The 21,093-nt window shown below is 49.8% G+C and carries 19 protein-coding genes; all 19 read right to left on the bottom strand.

Going from position 1 to position 21,093, the window contains the following annotated elements:
- Positions 1-377: 377 nt before the first annotated feature.
- The 19 genes from icmF to BBI11_RS13160 all read right to left on the bottom strand — a co-directional run bounded on the left by icmF (position 378) and on the right by BBI11_RS13160 (position 20,690).
- Positions 378-3,629: a fused isobutyryl-CoA mutase/GTPase IcmF gene (gene icmF, locus BBI11_RS13070; protein ID WP_083389106.1), complete on the bottom strand. Its 3,252-nt coding sequence runs from the start codon at positions 3,627-3,629 to the stop codon at positions 378-380.
- Positions 3,630-3,634: 5 nt separating this feature from the next.
- Positions 3,635-4,276 (bottom strand): TetR/AcrR family transcriptional regulator, encoded by a 642-nt coding sequence (locus BBI11_RS13075; RefSeq protein WP_068464208.1) that lies wholly within the window; start codon positions 4,274-4,276, stop codon positions 3,635-3,637.
- 15 nt (positions 4,277-4,291) lie between these two features.
- Positions 4,292-5,431: an acyl-CoA dehydrogenase gene (locus tag BBI11_RS13080; protein WP_068464212.1), complete on the bottom strand. Its 1,140-nt coding sequence runs from the start codon at positions 5,429-5,431 to the stop codon at positions 4,292-4,294.
- Between the two features lie 17 nt (positions 5,432-5,448).
- A complete protein-coding gene (locus tag BBI11_RS13085; protein ID WP_068464215.1) occupies positions 5,449-6,585 on the bottom strand; it encodes an acyl-CoA dehydrogenase in 1,137 nt (378 codons plus the stop codon).
- Positions 6,586-6,603: 18 nt separating this feature from the next.
- Positions 6,604-7,455 carry a 3-hydroxybutyryl-CoA dehydrogenase gene (locus BBI11_RS13090; RefSeq protein ID WP_068464218.1) on the bottom strand — a complete coding sequence of 284 codons (852 nt, stop codon included), beginning with the start codon at positions 7,453-7,455 and terminating at the stop codon, positions 6,604-6,606.
- Positions 7,456-7,457: 2 nt separating this feature from the next.
- Positions 7,458-8,651: an acetyl-CoA C-acetyltransferase gene (locus BBI11_RS13095; protein WP_068464221.1), complete on the bottom strand. Its 1,194-nt coding sequence runs from the start codon at positions 8,649-8,651 to the stop codon at positions 7,458-7,460.
- Between the two features lie 198 nt (positions 8,652-8,849).
- Positions 8,850-10,991 carry a (Fe-S)-binding protein gene (locus BBI11_RS13100; RefSeq protein WP_068464223.1) on the bottom strand — a complete coding sequence of 714 codons (2,142 nt, stop codon included), beginning with the start codon at positions 10,989-10,991 and terminating at the stop codon, positions 8,850-8,852.
- Between the two features lie 289 nt (positions 10,992-11,280).
- Positions 11,281-11,973: a hypothetical protein gene (locus tag BBI11_RS13105; protein WP_068464226.1), complete on the bottom strand. Its 693-nt coding sequence runs from the start codon at positions 11,971-11,973 to the stop codon at positions 11,281-11,283.
- The gene (locus BBI11_RS13110; protein WP_418312505.1) at positions 11,973-12,452 is read right to left on the bottom strand and encodes an ECF transporter S component; all 480 of its coding nucleotides are present in this window, start codon (positions 12,450-12,452) and stop codon (positions 11,973-11,975) included. Before BBI11_RS13110 ends, BBI11_RS13105 begins: the two co-directional genes overlap by 1 nt.
- A complete protein-coding gene (locus tag BBI11_RS13115; RefSeq protein ID WP_068464232.1) occupies positions 12,449-13,039 on the bottom strand; it encodes a cob(I)yrinic acid a,c-diamide adenosyltransferase in 591 nt (196 codons plus the stop codon). The genes BBI11_RS13110 and BBI11_RS13115 overlap by 4 nt, the downstream gene beginning before the upstream one ends.
- Positions 13,011-13,430 carry a bifunctional adenosylcobinamide kinase/adenosylcobinamide-phosphate guanylyltransferase gene (locus tag BBI11_RS13120; RefSeq protein ID WP_068464236.1) on the bottom strand — a complete coding sequence of 140 codons (420 nt, stop codon included), beginning with the start codon at positions 13,428-13,430 and terminating at the stop codon, positions 13,011-13,013. Before BBI11_RS13120 ends, BBI11_RS13115 begins: the two co-directional genes overlap by 29 nt.
- A complete protein-coding gene (locus BBI11_RS13125) occupies positions 13,382-13,966 on the bottom strand; it encodes a histidine phosphatase family protein (RefSeq protein WP_068464239.1) in 585 nt (194 codons plus the stop codon). The genes BBI11_RS13120 and BBI11_RS13125 overlap by 49 nt, the downstream gene beginning before the upstream one ends.
- Complete coding sequence (gene cobS, locus BBI11_RS13130; RefSeq protein ID WP_068464242.1) at positions 13,939-14,709, bottom strand: adenosylcobinamide-GDP ribazoletransferase; 771 nt, start codon at positions 14,707-14,709, stop codon at positions 13,939-13,941. Before cobS ends, BBI11_RS13125 begins: the two co-directional genes overlap by 28 nt.
- Before the next feature lie 11 nt (positions 14,710-14,720).
- Positions 14,721-15,269, bottom strand: a complete 549-nt coding sequence (locus BBI11_RS13135) for a bifunctional adenosylcobinamide kinase/adenosylcobinamide-phosphate guanylyltransferase (RefSeq protein ID WP_068464245.1) — start codon at positions 15,267-15,269, stop codon at positions 14,721-14,723.
- Entirely contained in the window at positions 15,251-16,327 is a 1,077-nt protein-coding gene (locus BBI11_RS13140) for a pyridoxal phosphate-dependent aminotransferase (RefSeq protein WP_068464247.1), read from the bottom strand. Before BBI11_RS13140 ends, BBI11_RS13135 begins: the two co-directional genes overlap by 19 nt.
- A complete protein-coding gene (gene cbiB, locus BBI11_RS13145; RefSeq protein WP_068464250.1) occupies positions 16,314-17,267 on the bottom strand; it encodes an adenosylcobinamide-phosphate synthase CbiB in 954 nt (317 codons plus the stop codon). The genes BBI11_RS13140 and cbiB overlap by 14 nt, the downstream gene beginning before the upstream one ends.
- Positions 17,264-18,724, bottom strand: a complete 1,461-nt coding sequence (locus tag BBI11_RS13150; protein ID WP_068464253.1) for an adenosylcobinamide amidohydrolase — start codon at positions 18,722-18,724, stop codon at positions 17,264-17,266. Before BBI11_RS13150 ends, cbiB begins: the two co-directional genes overlap by 4 nt.
- Positions 18,725-19,717: a FecCD family ABC transporter permease gene (locus BBI11_RS13155; RefSeq protein WP_068464257.1), complete on the bottom strand. Its 993-nt coding sequence runs from the start codon at positions 19,715-19,717 to the stop codon at positions 18,725-18,727.
- Positions 19,710-20,690: an ABC transporter substrate-binding protein gene (locus BBI11_RS13160; protein ID WP_068464261.1), complete on the bottom strand. Its 981-nt coding sequence runs from the start codon at positions 20,688-20,690 to the stop codon at positions 19,710-19,712. The genes BBI11_RS13155 and BBI11_RS13160 overlap by 8 nt, the downstream gene beginning before the upstream one ends.
- Positions 20,691-21,093: the final 403 nt, after the last annotated feature.

Raw genomic sequence — 21,093 nt, forward strand, 5'->3', positions numbered from 1 at the left:
CCAGCCCCAAGCGGGAGGCGACGACTTACAGATGAAAGAAACAACGATCGACACATCTCGCTATCAAGTCCAACTAAGCGTCACCACCAGCGGATGAAGTTAACTAACAGTGACACTTCCTCGCATGCAGTATCCAATGAAATCTAAAAGCCAAACCGCGCACAAGGGCGTGCCGAAGCCATAAGACAAGCGCTCTTCTTGGCTTATGGCGGGAGGCCAGCCCCAAGCGGGAGGCGGCTCATTCGTGATGAAAGGATCAACGAACCGCCCATCTCGATCACTTCTTTACACTCCAGTCTAGCTAAGCACAAATGAAAGCTCATGCTGAAACATTACAAAAAATCCCCTCGCCCGTTTCCAGGCAAGGGGATGAAAGCTTACATATTTCTGCGGTACTGGCCGCCTACTTCGTAGAGCGCTGACGTGATCTGGCCAAGACTTGCGACTTTGACCGTCTCCATCAGTTCTTCGAAGATATTGCCGCCTTCTTTCGCCACTTGTTTCAAACGCTGCAACGCTTCATCTGAAGGATTGCGCTCCTGGAACGCACGCAAATTGTTAATTTGCGTCTCTTTTTCTTCTTTCGTTGCACGGGCGATTTCCATCGCGTTGATGTCATCGTCCGATTGCGGATTCGGATTCAAATACGTATTGACTCCAATAATCGGCAATTCGCCGGTATGCTTCTTCATTTCGTAATGCATGGATTCTTCTTGGATCTTGCCGCGCTGGTACTGCGTCTCCATCGCGCCAAGAACGCCGCCGCGGTCGTTGATGCGGTCGAATTCGGTCATGACGGCCTCTTCAACCAATTGCGTCAACTCTTCCACGACGAATGCGCCTTGTAATGGGTTTTCGTTTTTCGACAAGCCATGCTCTTTCGTGATGATCATCTGGATGGCCATCGCGCGGCGCACAGATTCTTCCGTCGGCGTTGTAATCGCTTCGTCATAAGCATTGGTGTGAAGCGAGTTGCAGTTGTCCTGAAGCGCCATCAATGCTTGCAGCGTCGTGCGGATATCGTTAAAGTCAATTTCCTGCGCATGCAAGCTGCGGCCAGACGTCTGGACGTGGTATTTCAGTTTTTGGCTGCGTTCGTTTGCGCCATATTTATCACGCATAACGATTGCCCAAATGCGGCGAGCAACGCGCCCGATGACCGTGTATTCCGGATCCAAACCGTTCGAGAAAAAGAACGATAAGTTCGGTGCGAAATCATCGATGTTCATGCCGCGGCTCAAATAATACTCCACGTAGGTGAAGCCATTCGACAAGGTAAACGCCAATTGTGAAATCGGGTTCGCGCCCGCTTCCGCAATATGGTAGCCCGAGATTGACACTGAATAGTAATTGCGCACTTTATGGTCGATAAAGTATTGCTGGATATCACCCATCATGCGCAGCGCAAATTCTGTCGAGAAGATGCACGTGTTCTGTCCTTGGTCTTCTTTCAGAATATCTGCTTGAACCGTTCCACGCACGACCTGCAAAGTACCTTCACGCACTTCGGTGAATTCTTCGACCGTTAATGTGCGGCCGAGCTCTTCTTCTTGTTTTTTCACTTGTTGGTCGATAGCCGTGTTCATGAACATTGCCAGGATAATCGGCGCTGGCCCGTTAATGGTCATCGACACGGAAGTAGAAGGTGCACAAAGATCGAAACCGTCATATAGTTTCTTCATGTCTTCTAATGTACAGATGGAAACGCCAGACTCGCCGACTTTCCCGTAAATATCCGGGCGGTGATCCGGATCTTCGCCATAAAGTGTCACGGAATCAAATGCTGTGGACAAGCGTTTCGCATCGTCACCTTTTGACAAATAATGGAATCTTCTATTCGTTCGTTCCGGTGTTCCTTCTCCGGCAAACTGGCGTTTTGGATCTTCTCCCGCACGTTTGAACGGGAACACGCCTGCTGTATAAGGGAACGCCCCCGGTACGTTTTCTGCATAGACCCAGCGCAAAATTTCGCCGTAGTCCTTGAATTTCGGCAATGCGACTCTTGGCACTTTGATGCCGGACAAACTTTCTGTCCGCAGCAATGTCCGCAGTTCTTTATCACGGACTTTTGTGACCAATTCATCGCCTGCGTAATCTTCTTGAAGCGAATTCCAGTTATCAAGGATGCGCTTCGATTCAGCCGTCAATTCATCACGAACGCCTGTGGCGAGAGATTCTAACGACTGGACAAGTGCGTCATCCGGCGCGTTTTTCTGAACTTCTTCAATCGCGCCTTCTAGCTGGAACAAACGGCGTGCGAAACCAGCTTGTTCTGCACTCTTCGCATGATAACCGCGAACCGAATCCGTAATTTCCCGCAAATAATAGCGGCGGTCGTTCGGGATGATGAGGTTTTCTTTTTGTGTTTTAGCAAAAGCTTCGTAGCTTGTTTCCCAGTCCATGTCGCATTTTTCATTGACAGTTGCCACGAGTGCTGCAAACAAGGCATTGGTGCCTTTATCGTTAAACTGGCTAGCGATCGTGCCGTAGACCGGCATATCATCCAGCTCGTTTTCCCATAGCAAGTGGCTGCGCTGATATTGTTTTTGGACTTGGCGCAGTGCATCTTCAGAGCCTTTGCGTTCGAATTTATTGATAACAATTAAATCGGCGTAATCGATCATGTCGATTTTTTCGAGCTGTGTCGGCGCACCGAACTCACTCGTCATGACATACATCGAGACATCGGAAATGCCGGCGATTTCAGCATCGCCTTGCCCAATGCCGCTCGTTTCCACGACGATCAAATCAAATCCTGCCGCTTTCACGACATCGAGCACATCGCCGATTGCTGCGGACAGTTCCGTTCTAGAGCCGCGTGTTGCGAGGCTTCTCATGAAGACGCGCTTATTGAAGATGGCGTTCATCCGGATGCGGTCGCCAAGAAGCGCCCCGCCTGTCTTTTGTTTCGTCGGGTCAATCGACAAGATGGCTATTTTTTTGTCCGGAAGTTCAGTGAGGAAACGGCGGATCAACTCGTCTGTCAATGAGCTTTTCCCTGCCCCGCCCGTTCCGGTAATCCCAAGAACCGGCGTGTTTTTCGATTTATCGCGAACCGCTTTCATCAAATCGCCTGTATCGAGGTTTCGCGTATGCGCTTCTTCTGCAGTCGTGATGACATTGGCAAGCGCTACCGGGTTTTCAGCCGTTAACCCGTCTAGCGAAACGTCTTCTTTTGCGGTCGAGAAATCGCATTCTTCAACGATTTCTGCAATCATGCCTTGCAAGCCTTTTTTGCGCCCGTCTTCAGGCGAAAAAATGCCGGCGATCCCGTAGTCTTCCAGTTCACGGATTTCACGCGGCAAGATGACCCCGCCGCCGCCTCCGTAGATGTGGATATGCCCCGCTCCGCGTTCTTGAAGCAAATCATGCATGTATTTGAAATATTCCACGTGGCCGCCCTGGTAAGAAGAAATGGCGATTCCCTGGACATCTTCCTGGATTGCCGCATTGACGACTTCTTCAACTGAACGGTTATGCCCCAAATGGATAACCTCGACGCCGTTTGCCTGTAAAATCCGGCGCATGATATTGATCGATGCATCGTGCCCATCGAAAAGACTCGATGCCGTCACGAACCGGATGTGGTGCTTCGGCTGATAAGTCGTGTTTTCTTGTATAGTAGCCAATATGGTCAAGCCCCCTGTATGGTGATTTTTTCCCCTGCCATCCCCTGCAGCAGAAACTTCGTTTGCATATCGATAAATTCCCCAACGGTATAATCATCCAGCGCCCAGCGCCTGAACGCCCACATTTGCCCTTGTACGAACAAATGATGGGAAGCCAGGACGATTTCTTTCGGCGTCAAGGACAATTCCCCTGTGGCCGTACATTTTTCCAGCAGCCGTTCGAACAAAGCCGTCATTTCGAGCTCCTTGTTCAATACATAGCCCAGCGCGTCTTTTGGCAAGGATTTGGATTCCTGGTACATGACGACAAATTCATCCTGCATGTCATCGATCAATGTATAGTATTGCTCGAGCGCTTTCACCAGCGTCTCAAGCGAGCCTTCCTCCAAATCGAGCCGGTCCAGCCGGGCGTTGACCTCATCGTAAATCGAGTCGCACACGAGATAGAGCACATCTTCTTTTGTGCGGATGTATTCGTACAATGTGCCGATGCTGAAACCAGCCGCTTTAGCAATTTCTCTTGTCGTCGTCCGGTGAAAGCCCTTTTCTTTAAAAAGCGTGACAGCACCGTGAATCATTTGTTCACGGCGCTTTACAATCAGGCTTTCGTCTTTCACGGAGGACTGAATTTCACGCTTTTTCGTCATGGGCCGACCCTCCGTTTATTTAGTGACCATACGGGAAATGACCAAACGCTGGACTTCCTGTGTGCCTTCGTAAATTTGCGTAATTTTCGCATCGCGCATGAAACGCTCAACCGGATAATCTTTCGTGTAGCCATAGCCACCGAACACTTGAACCGCTTCTGTCGTCACTTTCATCGCTGTGTCGCCAGCCATCAATTTCGCCATCGCCGATTCTTTACTATAAGACAATTTGTTCGACTCGAGCCAAGCCGCCTGGTACGTCAATAGGCGAGATGCTTCGATGCCTGTCGCCATATCCGCAAGCTTGAACGAGATGCCTTGGTTCGCTGCGATCGGTTTGCCGAACTGCTCGCGCTCTTTTGCGTAATCGACTGCTGCGTCCATTGCGCCTTGCGCGATTCCGACAGCTTGTGCTGCGATGCCGTTACGCCCGCCATCAAGTGTCTGCATGGCGATTTTAAAGCCTTGTCCCAGTTCGCCGAGAACGTTTTCTTTTGGTACACGACAATTGTCGAAGATGATTTCTGTCGTCGGGCTTGAGCGGATGCCGAGTTTCTTCTCTTTTTTACCTACCGAGAAGCCTTCGAAATCTTTTTCGACGATGAATGCTGTCGTGCCTTTATGTTTCGAATCTGGGTCTGTCACGGCGAAAACGACATAAATGTCAGCGATGCCGCCGTTCGTGATGAAGATTTTCGATCCGTTTAGGATGTAATGGTCGCCGTCTTCTTTCGCGCTCGTTTTCATGCTTCCTGCATCCGATCCTGCAGATGGTTCAGTAAGGCCGTAAGCACCGACTTTTGTGCCTTCAGCCATCGGGCGCAAATATTTCTGCTTTTGCTCTTCTGTGCCGAATGTGTAGACCGGCCATCCAGCAAGCGAGGTGTGGGCAGACAAGATAACACCGACCGAGCCATCGACGCGTGACAATTCTTCCACCGCGATGCAATACGCCAAGTAATCTGAACCGATTCCGCCGTACTCTTCTGGCCACGGAATGCCCGTTAGGCCAAGTTCCGCCATTTGATGGAAAATTTTCATATCAAAGCTTTCGTCTTCGTCGCGCTGTTCTGCTGTCGGTGCCACTTCGTTTTTCGCGAAGTCGCGAACCATTTTGCGGATCATTTTATGTTCCTCAGAAAGTTGAAAGTTCATTGTATTGTTTCCCCCAATTATTTTAATAGTTGCTTGCTGATAACGATGCGCTGAATTTCACTTGTGCCTTCGTAAATTTCAGTGACTTTAGCGTCGCGGAATAGGCGCTCGACCGGATAGTCTTTCGTATAGCCGTAGCCGCCGTAAACTTGAATAGCTTCGGTCGTGATATCCATCGCTGCTTTCGAAGCGAACAGCTTCGCCATCGACGATTCCTTATTGCACTCGATGCCTTTTGCGTACATATCCGCCGCATTATAGACTAACAGTTTGGCTGCTTCGACTTGAGTTGCCATATCGGCAAGCTTGAATCCGATGCCTTGCTGCTGGGCGATTGGTTTGCCGAACTGCTCGCGCTCTTTCGCATAAGCGACCGCGTATTCGTAAGCTGATTCTGCGATACCTAAAGCTTGTGCTGCGATGCCGATGCGCCCGGCGTTCAAGTTCGCCATGGCGATTGAAAAGCCTTTGCCTTCTTCGCCAAGCAAGTTTTCAGCTGGCACTTCCATGTTCTCGAACGTTAATTGTACTGTCCGCGAACCATGTAGCCCCATTTTTCGTTCGTCTTTGCCGACCACAAACCCTGGGAAATCTTTTTCCACGATAAAGGCAGAAATTCCACGAGGGCCAGCTTCAGGATTAGTCGAGGCGAATACGATGTAAGTGTCTGCTTCGCCGCCATTTGTGATATAAACTTTCGATCCGTTCAAGACGTAATGGCCGTCTTTTTTTACAGCACGCGTTTTCAATGCTGCTGCATCCGAGCCTGCAGAAGGTTCCGTCAAACAGAAAGCGCCTAAATATTCACCCGTTGCCAGTTTTGGCACGTATTTCGCGATTTGCTGTTCTGTCCCGAAATTGATGATCGGGTTGGTGCCGACCGATGTATGGACCGAGAGAATGACGCCGATAACGCCACTCGCTTTGGATAGTTCATGTATAGCAGTGATGTACGAAGTGAAATCCATTTCCGAGCCGCCGTATTTTTCAGGTGCGGTAATGCCCATCAATCCGAGCCCGCCCATCTTTTTCAGGATCTCAGTCGGGAATTCGCCTTCTTCCATGCGTTCGATAAAAGGCATGATTTCTTCTTTGGCAAAATCGCGCACCATATTGCGCATCATTAATTGTTCATCTGTAAAATGCAGTTCCATTACGGCTCCTCCTAATTCTTAGTTGTATTCGTAGAAACCGCGTCCGGTCTTTTTGCCGAGCCAGCCGGCTTTTACGTATTGGCGCAAGAGCGGGCTTGGGCGGTATTTGCTGTCGCCAAAACCTTCGTGCAGCACTTCCATGATGTAAAGGCATGTATCAAGACCGATAAAGTCTGCGAGTTGCAGCGGCCCCATCGGATGGTTCATGCCGAGCTTCATCACTTCGTCAATCGCTTCTTTCGTTGCAACACCTTCTTGCAGCGTAAAGATCGCTTCATTGATCATCGGCATTAAAATACGATTTGAAACGAATCCAGGGAAGTCATTGACTTCAACCGGCGTTTTCGACAGTTTTACCGTCATGTCTTCAACCGCCTGATATACTTCGTCCGTTGTCGCCAAGCCGCGGATGATTTCAACCAGCTTCATGACCGGTACAGGGTTCATGAAATGCATGCCGATGACTTGTTCCGGGCGGTTCGTCGCTGCTGCGATTTCCGTAATTGGAAGTGAAGAAGTGTTGGATGCAAGAATGGCATGCTTTGGCGCCACTTCGTCCAATGTTTTGAAGATCGTTGATTTGATTTCCATGTTCTCGACAGCAGCTTCGATAACGATATCGACATCATGCGCATCTTTCAGATCCAAAGAAGATTGGATACGGCCGATTACTTGTGCTTTTTCGTCTTCTGTCATGCGGCCTTTTTCGACGTTGCGTGACAAGTTTTTCGAAATGTTCGCGATCCCGCGTTCATATGCTTCTTGCTTCATATCGTTGAGTTTTACGTTAAATCCAGCTTGTGCACATACTTGTGCGATACCAGAGCCCATTTGGCCGGCTCCGATGACCATGACGTTTTGAATAGACATGCTTAGTTTTCCTCCTTTGGAACTTGGATCATTACTGCGTCGCCTTGCCCGCCGCCTGAACAGATGGCTGCGATTCCAATTCCGCCTCCGCGGCGTTTCAACTCGTAAGCCAGTGTCAGAACAATGCGTGCTCCGCTCGCTCCGATTGGGTGACCAAGTGCAACAGATCCACCGTTAACATTGACTTTTTCTTCATCAAGGCCTGCAATTTTCGAGCTTGCCAGCGCTACCGCCGCAAATGCTTCGTTGATTTCAAAAAGATCGATTTCTTCTAAAGTTTTGCCGGTTTTTTTCAATAATTCGTTGATGACAAGCCCTGGCGTTTCTGGGAATCGGTGCGGTTCGACCGCCACTTCTGTATGTCCTAGAACATGAGCCAATACGGATTTCCCGTCTTTCTGTGCACGTTCTTCACTCATCAAGACGAGTGCTGCCGCTCCGTCGTTAATTCCAGGTGCATTCCCTGCCGTAATCGTGCCGTCTTTGCCGAATGCCGGACGCAATTTCGCCAGCACTTCAGCCGTTGTGCCATCACGCGGTGCTTCGTCTTGATCGACAGTGATCGGATCGCCTTTACGCTGCGGCACTTCCATCGCTGTAATTTCTTCGGCGAAATGAGCACGTGCTCCAATTGCGCGTTCATGGGAACGGGCTGCCCATTCGTCTTGTCTTTCGCGTGTCAGTTCGAAAGTTTCTGCCGTTGAATTGCCGTAGGTGCCCATATGCACTTTGTCCGGGTGGAATGAGCATGACAGGCCATCGTGGACCATTCCGTCAATTACTTGCGAATCGCCCATGCGAAGTCCGAAGCGTGCTTTTGGCAAATAATAAGGCGCGTTCGACATCGATTCCATGCCGCCTGCAACGATCAATTCTTCGTCACCTAAGCGGATAATCTGATCAGCCATCGTGACTGACCGCAAGCCGGATGCACACACTTTATTGATCGTTTCGGATTTCACGTGATAAGGGATTCCCGCTTTATGCGCTGCTTGGCGCGAAGGAATTTGCCCTTGCCCTGCCTGCAAAACATTGCCCATGATGACTTCTTGTACATCTTCTGGATTTACTTGCGCGCGTTGAAGCGCTTCCTTAATAGCCGCTGCTCCAAGGTCGCTAGCTGTAAAAGAGCTAAGTGATCCGCCAAATTTTCCGAATGCTGTGCGTGCCCCATCAATGATGACCGTTTTTGCCATTTCATTTTCCTCCTCGTGTTTTGGAAACGTTTTCATAAGAACTAAAATTTTTTCAGCCCTGATCGGCTGATTTTGCTTTTCTTGGTTGACTGAACGCTCGCTCGACTTGTTTACATAAGAAAAGGGAGTGTAGCACTCCCTTCCATTCTTTCTCTATGCTATTATTCTACTCAATTTTCTGTCAGTTGGCAAATCTATTTATTGGACGATTTCCTCAACTGGCGGTGCATCTTTGCCGAGAACGGCCATCTCTAGAAGCTCAGCGACATCGTATGTGCCGACTTGCTCTTCAACTTCTTTTGCTTTCGTTCCATCTGACAGCATCGTTAAGCAGTACGGGCATCCGGATGAGATCATCGTCGGAGTTACTTCAAGCGCCTGCTCGGTGCGGGCAACGTTGACGCGGTGTCCGGCGTCTTCTTCCATCCACATAAGTCCACCACCAGCTCCACAGCACATGCCGTCTTGTCGATTGCGTTTCATCTCGACGAGTTCAACGCCTTCGATTGCTTTGAGGATTTCACGCGGTGCATCGTATACATCGTTGTAGCGGCCGAGGTAGCAGGAATCATGGAACGTGATTTTCTCGTTCACTGCATGCTGCGGCGTTAGTTTGCCTTGTTGCACAAGGTCAAAGAGCATTTCCGTATGGTGATAGACTTCTGCTTCAAAGCCGAAATCCGGGTATTCGTTTTTAAAGATATTGTAAGCATGCGGGTCAATCGTGACAATCTTGCTAACACCCGCTTTTTCAAATTCTTTAATATTGGCAGTTGCGAGTTCCTGGAATAGGAATTCATTGCCGAGACGGCGCGGTGTATCGCCGGAGTTCTTTTCTTTGTTGCCGAGAATCGCGAATTTGATGCCCGCTTCGTTCATCAAACGAGCAAACGACAGCGCTATTTTTTGAGAACGGTTGTCGAATGAGCCCATCGAGCCGACCCAGAACAAGTACTCAAATTCTTCTCCAGCTTTGCTGACTTCTTTGACCGTCGGAATCGAGATATCTGGACGAGCGTCTCTCCAGTTTTCTTTTTCCTTGCGGTTCAAGCCCCATGGATTGCCTTGTTTTTCGATGTTGGTCATCGCGCGTTGTGCATCTTTATCCATCTTGCCTTCCGTCATGACAAGATAACGGCGAAGGTCGATGATTTTGTCGACGTGTTCGTTCATGACCGGGCATTGGTCTTCACAGTTGCGGCATGTTGTACAAGCCCAAATTTCTTCTTCTGTGATGACATCGCCGATCAAGCTCGGGCTGTATAGTTCATCAATAGAGATACCTTCAGCACCAGCAGCCATCGCCAATTGGTTTCCTTGTGTATTGTTGAATGCCAACGCTGGCACCCATGGTTTTTTCTGGGTCATGACAGCACCCGTGTTCGTCAAATTATCGCGGAGCTTCGTGATCAAATCCATCGGAGACAGCATTTTGCCGGTTCCGGTAGCTGGACACATGTTCGTGCAACGTCCGCATTCGACGCATGCGTAGAAATCGATCATTTGGGCTTGCGTAAAATCCGTGATTTTTCCGACACCGAATGTTGGCATCGCATCAGGATCTTCTTCATTTTCTTCTTCCATGTCTTCAAAATTGATTGGCTTCAAGCGGCCGACATGATCCAAACGGTGGAACCAAGTATTAACTGGCCCGAAGATCAAGTGGGCGTGCTTGGATTGCGGGACATAGACCAAGAACGTCAATAGGAACAAGAGATGCGCCCACCACATGACGTAGAAGATGGTGACTGCAGCCGCTTCCGGGAGCCAAGCAAATGCTGCGGCGATGACGCTTGCAACTGGCTCTGTCCAAGCACCTTCGTGCCCATGCCAGATCATGCCCATGCCGTTGCCGACAAGAACTGTCACCATCAAACCGCCGATGAAAATCAAGACAAGCCCTGATTTCCAGCCGCGCTTTAGGCGAACTAGCTTTTCGATATAACGTCTATAGAATGCCCAGATGACCGCGACCAAAATGGTCAAGGTCACGAATTCCTGAAACAGCGTAAATGCCGGATACAATGGGCCAAGCGGTAAATGCGAATCTGGTGATAAACCTTTAATGATGAAATCGATGGCGCTCGCCTGTACGAGCAGGAAGCCATAGAAGAACATCACGTGTATCGCGCCGCTTTTTTTATCTTTCAATAGTTTCTTCTGGCCAAATACGTTGACCATTACTTTGCGGACGCGTTCATTGAAGTTTTCTTCAAATTCCACTTTTTTGCCGAGCTTGATATATTCATAGCGCGACTTCAGCAAGTAGATAAACAAGTAAACAGCGTAAGCGGTTACAAGTATAAATAAAATCCAGTTAGCGATGAGCAAAAACTCCATCGTGTAGTCCCCCTTGTTGAATGTGTAATCCCCTATTCTTATCCAAAGTGTACGTGAACTGCGGCAGAATGTCGATACTATGTTCTAGTTTAAAAGTGAATGAGCATTCAGTCAATAGAAATCTGCAAGCTTGCTGAAATATAATTTCCAAATACTGATATTTCATGTACTTGTGTCGTTTCCCTGAAAGTTCGAGTGAATTTAGGCACCTCCTTCGCACTTCTACCTGCCCTCTTTTTACTAGACAGCACGTCTCGTGATCCGTTTTCCTCCATAAAAAATAGCCGCTTTACCGGCGGCTGTCGGGTTCCTCGCTTAATGGTTTAAAATATTTTCCGAATACGCGCAGCGCTTCTTGCACTTTGGCTGGTTTCACTCCGATTAGCAGGCAAGTGGCCGGTCCGCCTGACGCTTTTTTAGTAATCCATGAGGCAATCGGCGTTTTTTGACCGAATAGTTTTTCTGCTTCATGTTCGATTCCCTGGGACCCAACTGGCCAGATGCGTTCAATCAGCTTGCCCTCGAGTGCGGCATGAACGATTCGCAAATCGGCGATCCTATCCGTATGTGTCAAGACCGCTTCCCCGGTAAGTGGTTCCCCGTATACGAACCATTGCAGTTCGCGAGCTTCATAGAGTACATGCACTTTTCGACCGATCATGGTCACCGCTAGCGCCGATTGCAATGTCTCCATATTGCTTTCCGTGCTGCCAGTCACGTGCGGCATTTTCATCCCCAATTCGGAAAACAATTCCTCAATTCCAGAAATATAGCGCGGCCAGTGCAGTTCCCCGCTGAAATTATGAAGCAGGATCGCAGAGACTTGGCCTCCAGCCGCCCATTGTTCAGCCAATGCGACGCGCGCGGCAAACTTTGCAGCCACTCGATCCGGCACATTCACTTGATCGAGTGCTTTCTCCCCGATAGCTGCAGCATTATCTGTCGTGATGATTAATCCGTCCATAACCATTTCATTGCGCATTAAACAAATCTCCTCGCAGCTTGTGTGACAAACGGTATAGCTAATCCAGCAATTGCAGCATTAACGGAAGCGGCCAACAATAAGCCCGGGACAGAGGCATAAAAAAAAGCAGGCGATAACAAAAAGTAAAACGGCACAGCCGCCACCACACCGTTGCCGACAATAAATGCTGCCCATTTCAACCAGGTCTTGCCGTTTCGATGCAGCGTCGCGAACAGCCAGACAACCGCAAACATCTCCAGCGCGATCAATAGATGAAAAGGTCCGAGCGGCATACCGCTAAATAACGCTGACAATACATGGCCTGCCGCGGCGACAAAACCAGCAAGCGGTGCCGCAAGAAATAGCGCTGCAACGAGCGCTGGCATCGAATCCAATGCAATCGACGCAATGCCAAGCGGAATCTTTACCATGCCGCCGATAGCAGACAAGCTGATAAAAACCGCGGCCAAAGCAATCTGCTGCGTCTTCAATGTCATTCCTCCCGTTTTTTCGAGCGTCCGCCATCCTTGAAGACTTTGGCGCTGCGCACGTATTCGTTATCGGCTACTTTCATTCTTGAATTGGCGACGCGTGCTGCAGCAAATAAATAATCCGACAAGCGGTTCAAATAGCGCTGAACGACCGTAGGAAATTCTTCACCAGCTTTCGCCAAACTGACGGTCTGCCGTTCCGCCCGGCGTGTAATCGTTCGTGCGATATGCAAAGTCGCTGCCGCTGGTGTGCCACCAGGAAGGATAAAACGCTCTAGAAGCGGCGGCTCATCCATCAACACATCGATACGGCGCTCCAGCTGCTCAACCGATTCTTCATTGGTTTTGTACTGTGGTGTGTTGCGGACATCCGCCAAGTCACCGCCGCAATCGAATAATTCATTTTGGATCGTTTGCAAGTCTTCCAATAAATCGGCGAACACTTCACGGTCGAGTTCCGTCATGGCTTTTCCGATAAATGAATTCACTTCGTCGATTGTACCGTATGCTTCTACGCGCGGGTTGTCTTTGTCTGTCCGTCCCCCGATCAATCCTGTTTGCCCTTTATCGCCGGTTTTCGTGTAAATGTTCATCTCGCCCATCTCCTTTGAGTGTTTGTGGAATGCCGTACCAAATGCGTGTAATGCGCTGAGCCTGCCCGAATAAATACTGATAGCTTCTGCCGGTGACATCGCGCCATTCACGCTCAAGCGGATCGATTGGCACAATGCCACGGCTGATATCGGTCAAAATCCAGATGCGTTCACCTGTGCTGTTGGCCAAGGTACTAATTGCCCCTAGTATCTCTTGTTCGGAATGATCTTGTTCCAATTGTGCGCGAATCCAATGTTCGAGTCCGGCGATTACCGCATCACCACCCGGTTCGGGCAGCTCGCCTTCAAACCAAACGATGGATTCAACTTCCATATGCTCTTTCACATATTGGCGTTTGCCGTTAAAGGCTCCGCCGAAAATGATATGCATGCTTGTCCCTCCTTATACGCCGACTTGCTCGCCCATGCGACGGTATAGCATTGCCCGTGGGCTGCTTGTTGGGAAAAGAATTCTCCACCGTTCGCTTTAGCTAAAAGATAGCGGATTGGCCCGCCATGAGTGACAAGTGTAAAATCTCCTTTTTCGGGGAAAGCTCCGATCGATCGGTCTACCCGTTCAGCCAATTGTTGAAAACTTTCCCCATTCGGTGGCTGCACCACTTGAGGATCATCAATCCACTTGCGGTAATGATCATTCGATTGCAACTCGCTATAGGTCATTCCTTCCCAATCCCCAAAATTCAATTCCCGTAAATTAGCATCCGCTTCATAACGCGCATTCGGAAATAGCAACTGAGCTGTTTGCCTACAGCGCAGCAAATCACTGCCGAAAACGAGCTGGGCCGCATGAGTGGCTAGGGCTTCGAACGGCAAGATCGGTTCATCGGTCCAGCCGATATACGCTTTTCGCCTATTCCCGGCAGTCGGTGCGTGGCGGATCAAACGAAGAACAAAAGCATTCCCCATAGTATCAGCTCCATTCCTTCCACGTATGCCCCGAGCAAATCGCCCGTTACACCGCCAAAATTCTTGTCACACCATTTTTTATAGCCGATGGTCGCTAGGATCGCTACTAGTAAAAAGGCGAAGGCCACTGCCCATCCACAGAACACCCATAAGGCCAAGAGCATAACGAGTGACCAGGCGAACATCGCTGACAAAATCGTTCTGCGATCGATCAAGCGCTGAAAATAAGCAGCGAGCCCATCCGTTTTTGCCGGCTTTGCAAAGAGCGATAACACCGATAGCCCAATCCGGCTGACGACAGGAACTGCCGCAATGGCAAACAACGATACAGAAGAGACCAATTCCGCAAGCACAATCATCTTCCCAACAATCGCGAAAATCAATACCATGGCTCCAAAAGCACCAATCCGTGGGTCGCCCATAATTTCAAGGCGCTTGTCCCGGCTTTGGTAAGAAAAATAAGAGTCGCCTGTGTCCGCAAGCCCGTCCAAATGCAAGCCACCGGTAAGTGCCCATAATAAAAACGTAAGCAAAAACGCAATCGTTAACGGGCCGACATCAGTTGTCTGGTGAATGAACCAGATGGCTACTGACATCATCGTCCCCATCATTAATCCGACTATCGGCAACAAACTGTACATCGCTGTCACTTGCGGCTTTTTCACCGGAATCTCTTGATGTACTGGGATCGATGAAAAGAATTGGAATGCGAGCAATAAGCCTCCAAGCGTTCGATTCGCCATCCGCATCACCTTCACTTTCTTCGGATTGCCAGGCCGTTGTCCATTTCAAACGCCTGGTCTGCGCGACTTGCGAGCCATTGGTGGATCGTCCCGAGCCATCGCTGATACGCAGGGGCGACTAGTGGTTCATCTAGTAACTCATTGGACACGATGACAATAGTGTGAGCTTGTTCACGCATCGCATCGATGGTGTTTTTCAGCTCCTGCCATTTCTGCTCCATACAGCCAGGCCGATCTGCGCATAAACCGCCCTCTTCGAAACCATCATATAATTCATTGGCAAGCCAAGTTGTCACACAGTCCCAAAGAATCGCGTCATGTTCACGAATGAGCGGCAAGACTTGTGATAATTGCCTGGGCTGTTCAATGGTCCACCAGCCATCTTGCGCGCGATCTTTTCGGTGTCGGCCAATACGTTCAGCCATTTCCTGGTCGCGCGCGACACCGCTCGCAATATAGACATTGCGCTTGGCGCTCACTTGGCGAACAAGCGTTTCCGCATACGTGCTTTTGCCGCTGCGCACGCCTCCCGATACAAATATTAATTGTCCCGGAACCATTGATGCATCTCCTTTCTCAGCCGTTCCATTGCCGAGGCACTTTTCATGCCGATGCGGAACCATTGCCCATCCATTCCTTTGAAAGAATAAGTATGGCGCAAGACGACTCCTGCTTTTAGCATCGCTTGGAAAAACGGTTCCGACAGCTGCGGATTCGGCAATTGAAAACAAAGAAAGTTGGCGGCTGATGGGATGAACGTACAGCCTGTCGCCTCCAGGTAAGCTTCCATTTTCACGCGTTCACTGGTTGCAGCAGCAATCACCCGCTTGCGGTACGTTTCTTCAGAAAAGCAACGCGCGCCGGCTGCCGCTGCTAAGCCGTTAACATTCCAATGGGCTGCGCTGTCCGTCAATTCGCTTATCATATCAGCTGTGGCAATCGTGTAGCCGAGCCGCAGACCCGCAAGCGCATACATTTTCGTCATCGAACGAACGATGATCACATGAGGATAGCTGTCTAGCATCGGAATGAACGACGCGTGTTCTCCGACAAAATCGATAAACGCCTCGTCGATCACCAATTCGCACTTTCCTTTGCAGAGCTCAGCGATTTTCATCAGCATAGGAACATCAAGTAAGCGGCCGGTGGGGTTGTGCGGATTGCACAGATAAAAGGCGTCGCAATGCGTTAGCTGTTTTTCGACTTCGTCGAGCTGCAATTGCCAGCTATTTTTAGGATTTAAATCATTTTCCATTATATGGGCATTTTCAGCATATAAAGTACCCCGATATTCAGAAAACGCAGGTTCCACTAGCAACACCCGCTTGTTGCGGTAACGTTTGGCCAACCACGTGAAAATTTCAGCTGCGCCGTTTCCAACCGCGATTTGCTGTTTTTCAACGCCATGGTAGATGGCCGCTTGCGACTTGAACGGCTCCGCCTGAGGATCTGGATACGAAGTCACTAAACCGAAGAAATTTGCCCATTGTTCTTTCACAAAATCAGGCGGTCCGAAAGGATGAACATTTTCACTGAAATCGATGATGTCTGAAGGCGGCTTTTGCCCAGCTTGTTCATAGAGGCGATGTGGATTGGCTCCGTGTTCAGGCAATTTCAAGCAAGATTCCCCCTAGTGCAATCAGCGCAAAAAAACTGATTGTCGCTATATTCATTTGGCTGATGGCACAGTTAATATGTCTAGCTTCAAGTTGGAACAAAGGTTTCCCCATTTTAGCGCGAATCGACTGGACGCCGCCGTAAGAGTTCACGCCGCCGAGTTCAATGCCGAGTTGCACAGCCGTTGCGGCTTCTAACCACCCACTGTTTGGGCTCGGATGTTTCCTAGCATCGCGCAGCCAGATCGACAGGCGTTTTTTCAACGGCATGCCACTTTCATTTCGGGTGAATAACACGATCAACAAGCCGGTCACACGGCTCGGAACATAATTCAACACATCGTCGAATTTTGCGGAAGCAAAACCGAAAGCGCGGAATTCTTTATTCTGATAGCCGACCATCGAGTCGCATGTATTGACCGCTTTGTAGATCCATAGCCCTGGCGCACCAAACAACAGCGCCCAAAACATCGGTGCGGTAATGCCATCGCTGGTGTTTTCAGAAACCGTTTCGACAACGCCGCGGGTAATCTCGCTTTCCCCTAAGGTTTCGGTGTCGCGCCCGACAATCCACGACAATCTTTCCCGTGCCAGCGTAAGATCCCCCTGGATAAGCGGCGTGTAAACATCTTCTGCAGCTTGCTTCAAACTTTTCTGCGACAATCCGGAAGCGATCAACAACGCTTCCACTAACATTCCGATCATGGGATTAAACGAGTAAGCAATAGCAACGACAGCTATCGTTACTGAAGCGACAATCAGCAAGACACTAAACAGCATTACAAACCCGTTGCGAAAAGCATATTGTGGGACATTGAGGCGTTTTTTCAACGCCTGGATCAATGACCCGATCCAGCGAACGGGATGCGGCCACGTTGGTGGGTCTCCGATAAGGCGATCCAGCCATAAGCCGATGCCGATTGCCAACACATGATGGATCATAATTTTTTCGCCTCGCGGTAAAGGTGTATCGCTTCGACTGTGCATTCAAAAACACCCGTACCGATCAGTTTCCCAACCTTGGTGATGGGCCCTGCATATGGCAGTGCTTGTCCTTGCTGAGTGGCGGCGACCAGACAGCTATCTGTAGAAGTGCCTGTTGCGATCGTCCCGGTTAAGGGATCAATCACTTCTTCGTGCTGCAGCGCTTTCGTTTTCGCTTCAGTTGCTGTGATCATCGCTTGAATAAACGCTTCATCCGATAAGATGCCGTTGACCATAATCCACGTATTGATGGTGCCAACGCGCTGCTCGCGTGCCACTGCCTGCGACACGTCGACGCCGTTACCGACACCTGCTGTCACTGCTACGACGATGCTTCCGAATTCCGACTCGTATTCGCGGACAATCGCATGTTCAGTTCGGACAGCAGTCATCATCGCTACAGTATCTGTCGCTTTCAAGCCACTGCCTTCGATATACTCGACCATTTCCTCGAAACTATTATCGATATTGTAAGTAGCATCCACATGCCTGTTGAGAAAATTACGGAACCAGCCAGACCCAGCATTGACCACTGCCGACGACACAGTTTTTAGCGGAAGTTCGCTTTGGTAAACAACAAATTCGGGCGTCACGAGAAAATCTTCGGCTGATACTTGCTGATGTGCCGATTCTCTGCGCACTCCTGGCAATAGCGTGATTTGTGGCTTTGGCAATTCCGGATGAGGATGGTTGCTGACACGGGTCTTATAAACGGACTCGACGTCATATGTCCTGACGACTTCATGCGGTTCGCCTTTTCGCACAATGCTTCCTTCGTCCATCAACAATAGTTCATCGCAATACATGGAGGCGAGATTGATGTCATGGAAAATGGAAATGACCGTCAATTCTTTTTCGATCGCCTGTTTTTTGATGGTATCCAATAATTCTTTCTGGTGATTGATGTCGAGATGGTTGGTCGGTTCATCCAGCAGCAAGACCGCTGCGTTTTGTGCCAGCGCTTGCGCGACAAAAACGCGTTGCTGTTCACCGCCGGACATCTCTTCGAGTAAAGTCGATTCGTAATGGCTAATATCCATGAGCTTCATCGCTTCCTGAACCGCCGCTTCATCTTCTGCAGACCAAGATGAAAACCAGCCGCTTTGATGCGGGTATCTACCGAGCGAAATCGTTTCACGGACGGTATGCGAAAAAGCATGCGCATGAAGCTGCGGCAAGACCGCCATCTTCCGCGCCAATTCCTTGGCCGGAAAATCACGGATTGGCCTGCTATCAACTCGGACAACGCCGGCTGTCGGCTCCAGCACGCCGCTGATTAATTTCATCAAGGTCGATTTGCCGCTGCCGTTCGGCCCTAGAATGCCGAGCATGCGGCCTTTTCCAACTTCAAATGAGATATCCTTGACGATTTTTTTGTCGCCATAGCCACCGGACAGATTTTCGATTTGCAACATTTACAGCCCTCCTCTGCGCTGGCGGAAAAAGATAAATGCAAAGACCGGTGCCCCGATAAATGCGGTGATGACCCCAATCGGCAATTCCGTCGGCGAAATGATCGTCCGTGCCACCAAGTCACAAACAATTAACAGTGCAGCTCCGTTGATGAACGATAAGGGCAAGACATGGCGATGATCAGATCCCCACACGAGACGTGTCATATGCGGAACGACCAAGCCAACAAATCCAATTGTCCCGGAAACGGCAACAGCGGATCCGGTCAAGACCGAACCGCCGATCAAAATTGCCATTTTGCTTCGTTTGACGTCGACGCCAAGATGCTGAGCACGTTCTTCGCCAAACAGCATCGCATTTAATTCGCGGCGGTAAAGCCATAAGACGAACGAGCCCACCAGCACAAACGGCAGCGCCATTTGCACATAAGGCCAACCGCGCATCGATACGCTGCCAAGCAGCCAGCCAATGATTTGCCGTAATTCTTCACCGGTCAATGCAATCATTAAAGACATGATCGACCCCAGGAATGAGCTGAAGATGATGCCGGTCAAAATAACCGTCTCCATCTTCATCGAGCGATCAACCAACCGCGCAAAGCCCATAACGGCAAGCATCGTGATCAAAGCACCGATCATGCTGATGACTGGCAAGGTGAATAGGCCGAGAAACGGAATGGAGATGCCGAAAAAAAGTGTCATCACAGCACCGACAGCGGCACCAGACGACACTCCCAACGTGTATGGATCCGCGAGCGGGTTTTTCAGCAAGCCTTGAAAAGCTGCGCCCGCAATCGCCAGTGCCGCACCGACCAGTCCCGCAAGCACTACTCTCGGCATGCGGATATTCCATAAAATATTGGCCGCCGCTTCGTCTGAAGCAGGATTCCAAATAACTGACGGGGAAATCGGCACGGTTCCCACCGTCACACCGAGCACTACCGCCCCGCCCAATAAAATCAGGGAGACTAAATAGGCAAGTGCCGATTTACTCACTGAAAGTCTCCGGATAAATCACTTCCGCCAAAGTCATCAAACCTTCCGTCAAACGCGGGCCTGGGCGTGTAACAGTATCAGGGTTCAATTCGTAGATGGCATCTTCCTGCACAGCCGTCAGCTCTGCATAACCACTGCGCTCTTTGATCAATTCGGCAGCATTTTCGATATAACCGCCTTCTGTCGTGATGATAATATCAGGATTTGCGGCAACAACCGCTTCCGGATCCATGCTGATCCAACCCTCTTCACCGCCAGCGACATTTTCCGCTTGAATCATCGTTAGCATTTCATGGATGAATGTTCCGGTTCCAGCTGTATACAGTTCCGGTTCACTGCCAATTTCTACAAATACTGATTTCGATTCCTCGACGTTCGCTGCCAGTTCTTCAATTTCTGCTACTTGTACTTCCATTTCCTCGATCAAGCCATCTGCTGCCTCTACGGCGCCGGATACTTGGCCAATCGTGGAAATCGTTTCGTATACTTCGTCAAAGGTTTCGGCATTTTCTACGACAAAGACATTCAAACCAGCATCGCGCAATTGCTGGTATCCATCAGTTCCCATGCCAAGCCCTGATTCATGAGCCAATACGACATCCGGTTGCAGGCTGATGATTTTCTCTACATTAAATTCTTGGCCACCAATTTTCTCAAGATCCGCTACTGCCTCCGGATAATTATCGAAATCCGATACGCCGACTAGTTTTTCTCCCAACCCTAGCTCGTAAGCGATTTCCGTATTTGAAGGAATCATTGAAACAAATGTTTCCGGTTCTTCTTCAATAACCACTTCATCACCCATTGCGTCGACTAAGGTCACTGGAAATTCCACTTCTGTTGCTTCTGTAGGCGGTTCCGCTGGTGTTTCTGTTTCTTGATCTTCAACCGGTGCCGCTTCTTCGTCGCCACATCCAGCCAGTACAATGGCAGCCATTCCTGCAGCTGCTCCGAATTTCCATATTTTCTCCATGTTCATTCCCCCTGATGTTTTCATGTTTTCCCTACCAAGCGCTCGCTCGGAGGCTCACAGGATTTGAGTCAGCTAAGCGTTGCGACAGGACGTCGCGCACTTAGCTTAGCTTCCACTCAGCCGCTTCCGCTTTTCTTGTTGTCTAGACTCCAGTGCCCAACTCCTCGGGTCATAAGCCATTCTGGCTGTGCGGCAAAAAGCGCCGCTTCGCCAGACTATCTTATGCCTGTCGGAGCTGAACGGGCACTTACGCTTTTCTTCTTGTCTAGCTCCAGCGGCTTGCCTCTCGGGTCGTAAGCCGACTGCCCTGTGCGGCAAAGAGCGCCGCTTCGGCCACCCGTCTTACGCCTGTCGAGGCAGAACAGCCGCTTCCGCTTTTCTATTAAAAAAGTCCCCCGCAGTA

Source organism: Planococcus maritimus, assembly GCF_001687625.2.
Classification (GTDB): domain Bacteria; phylum Bacillota; class Bacilli; order Bacillales_A; family Planococcaceae; genus Planococcus; species Planococcus maritimus.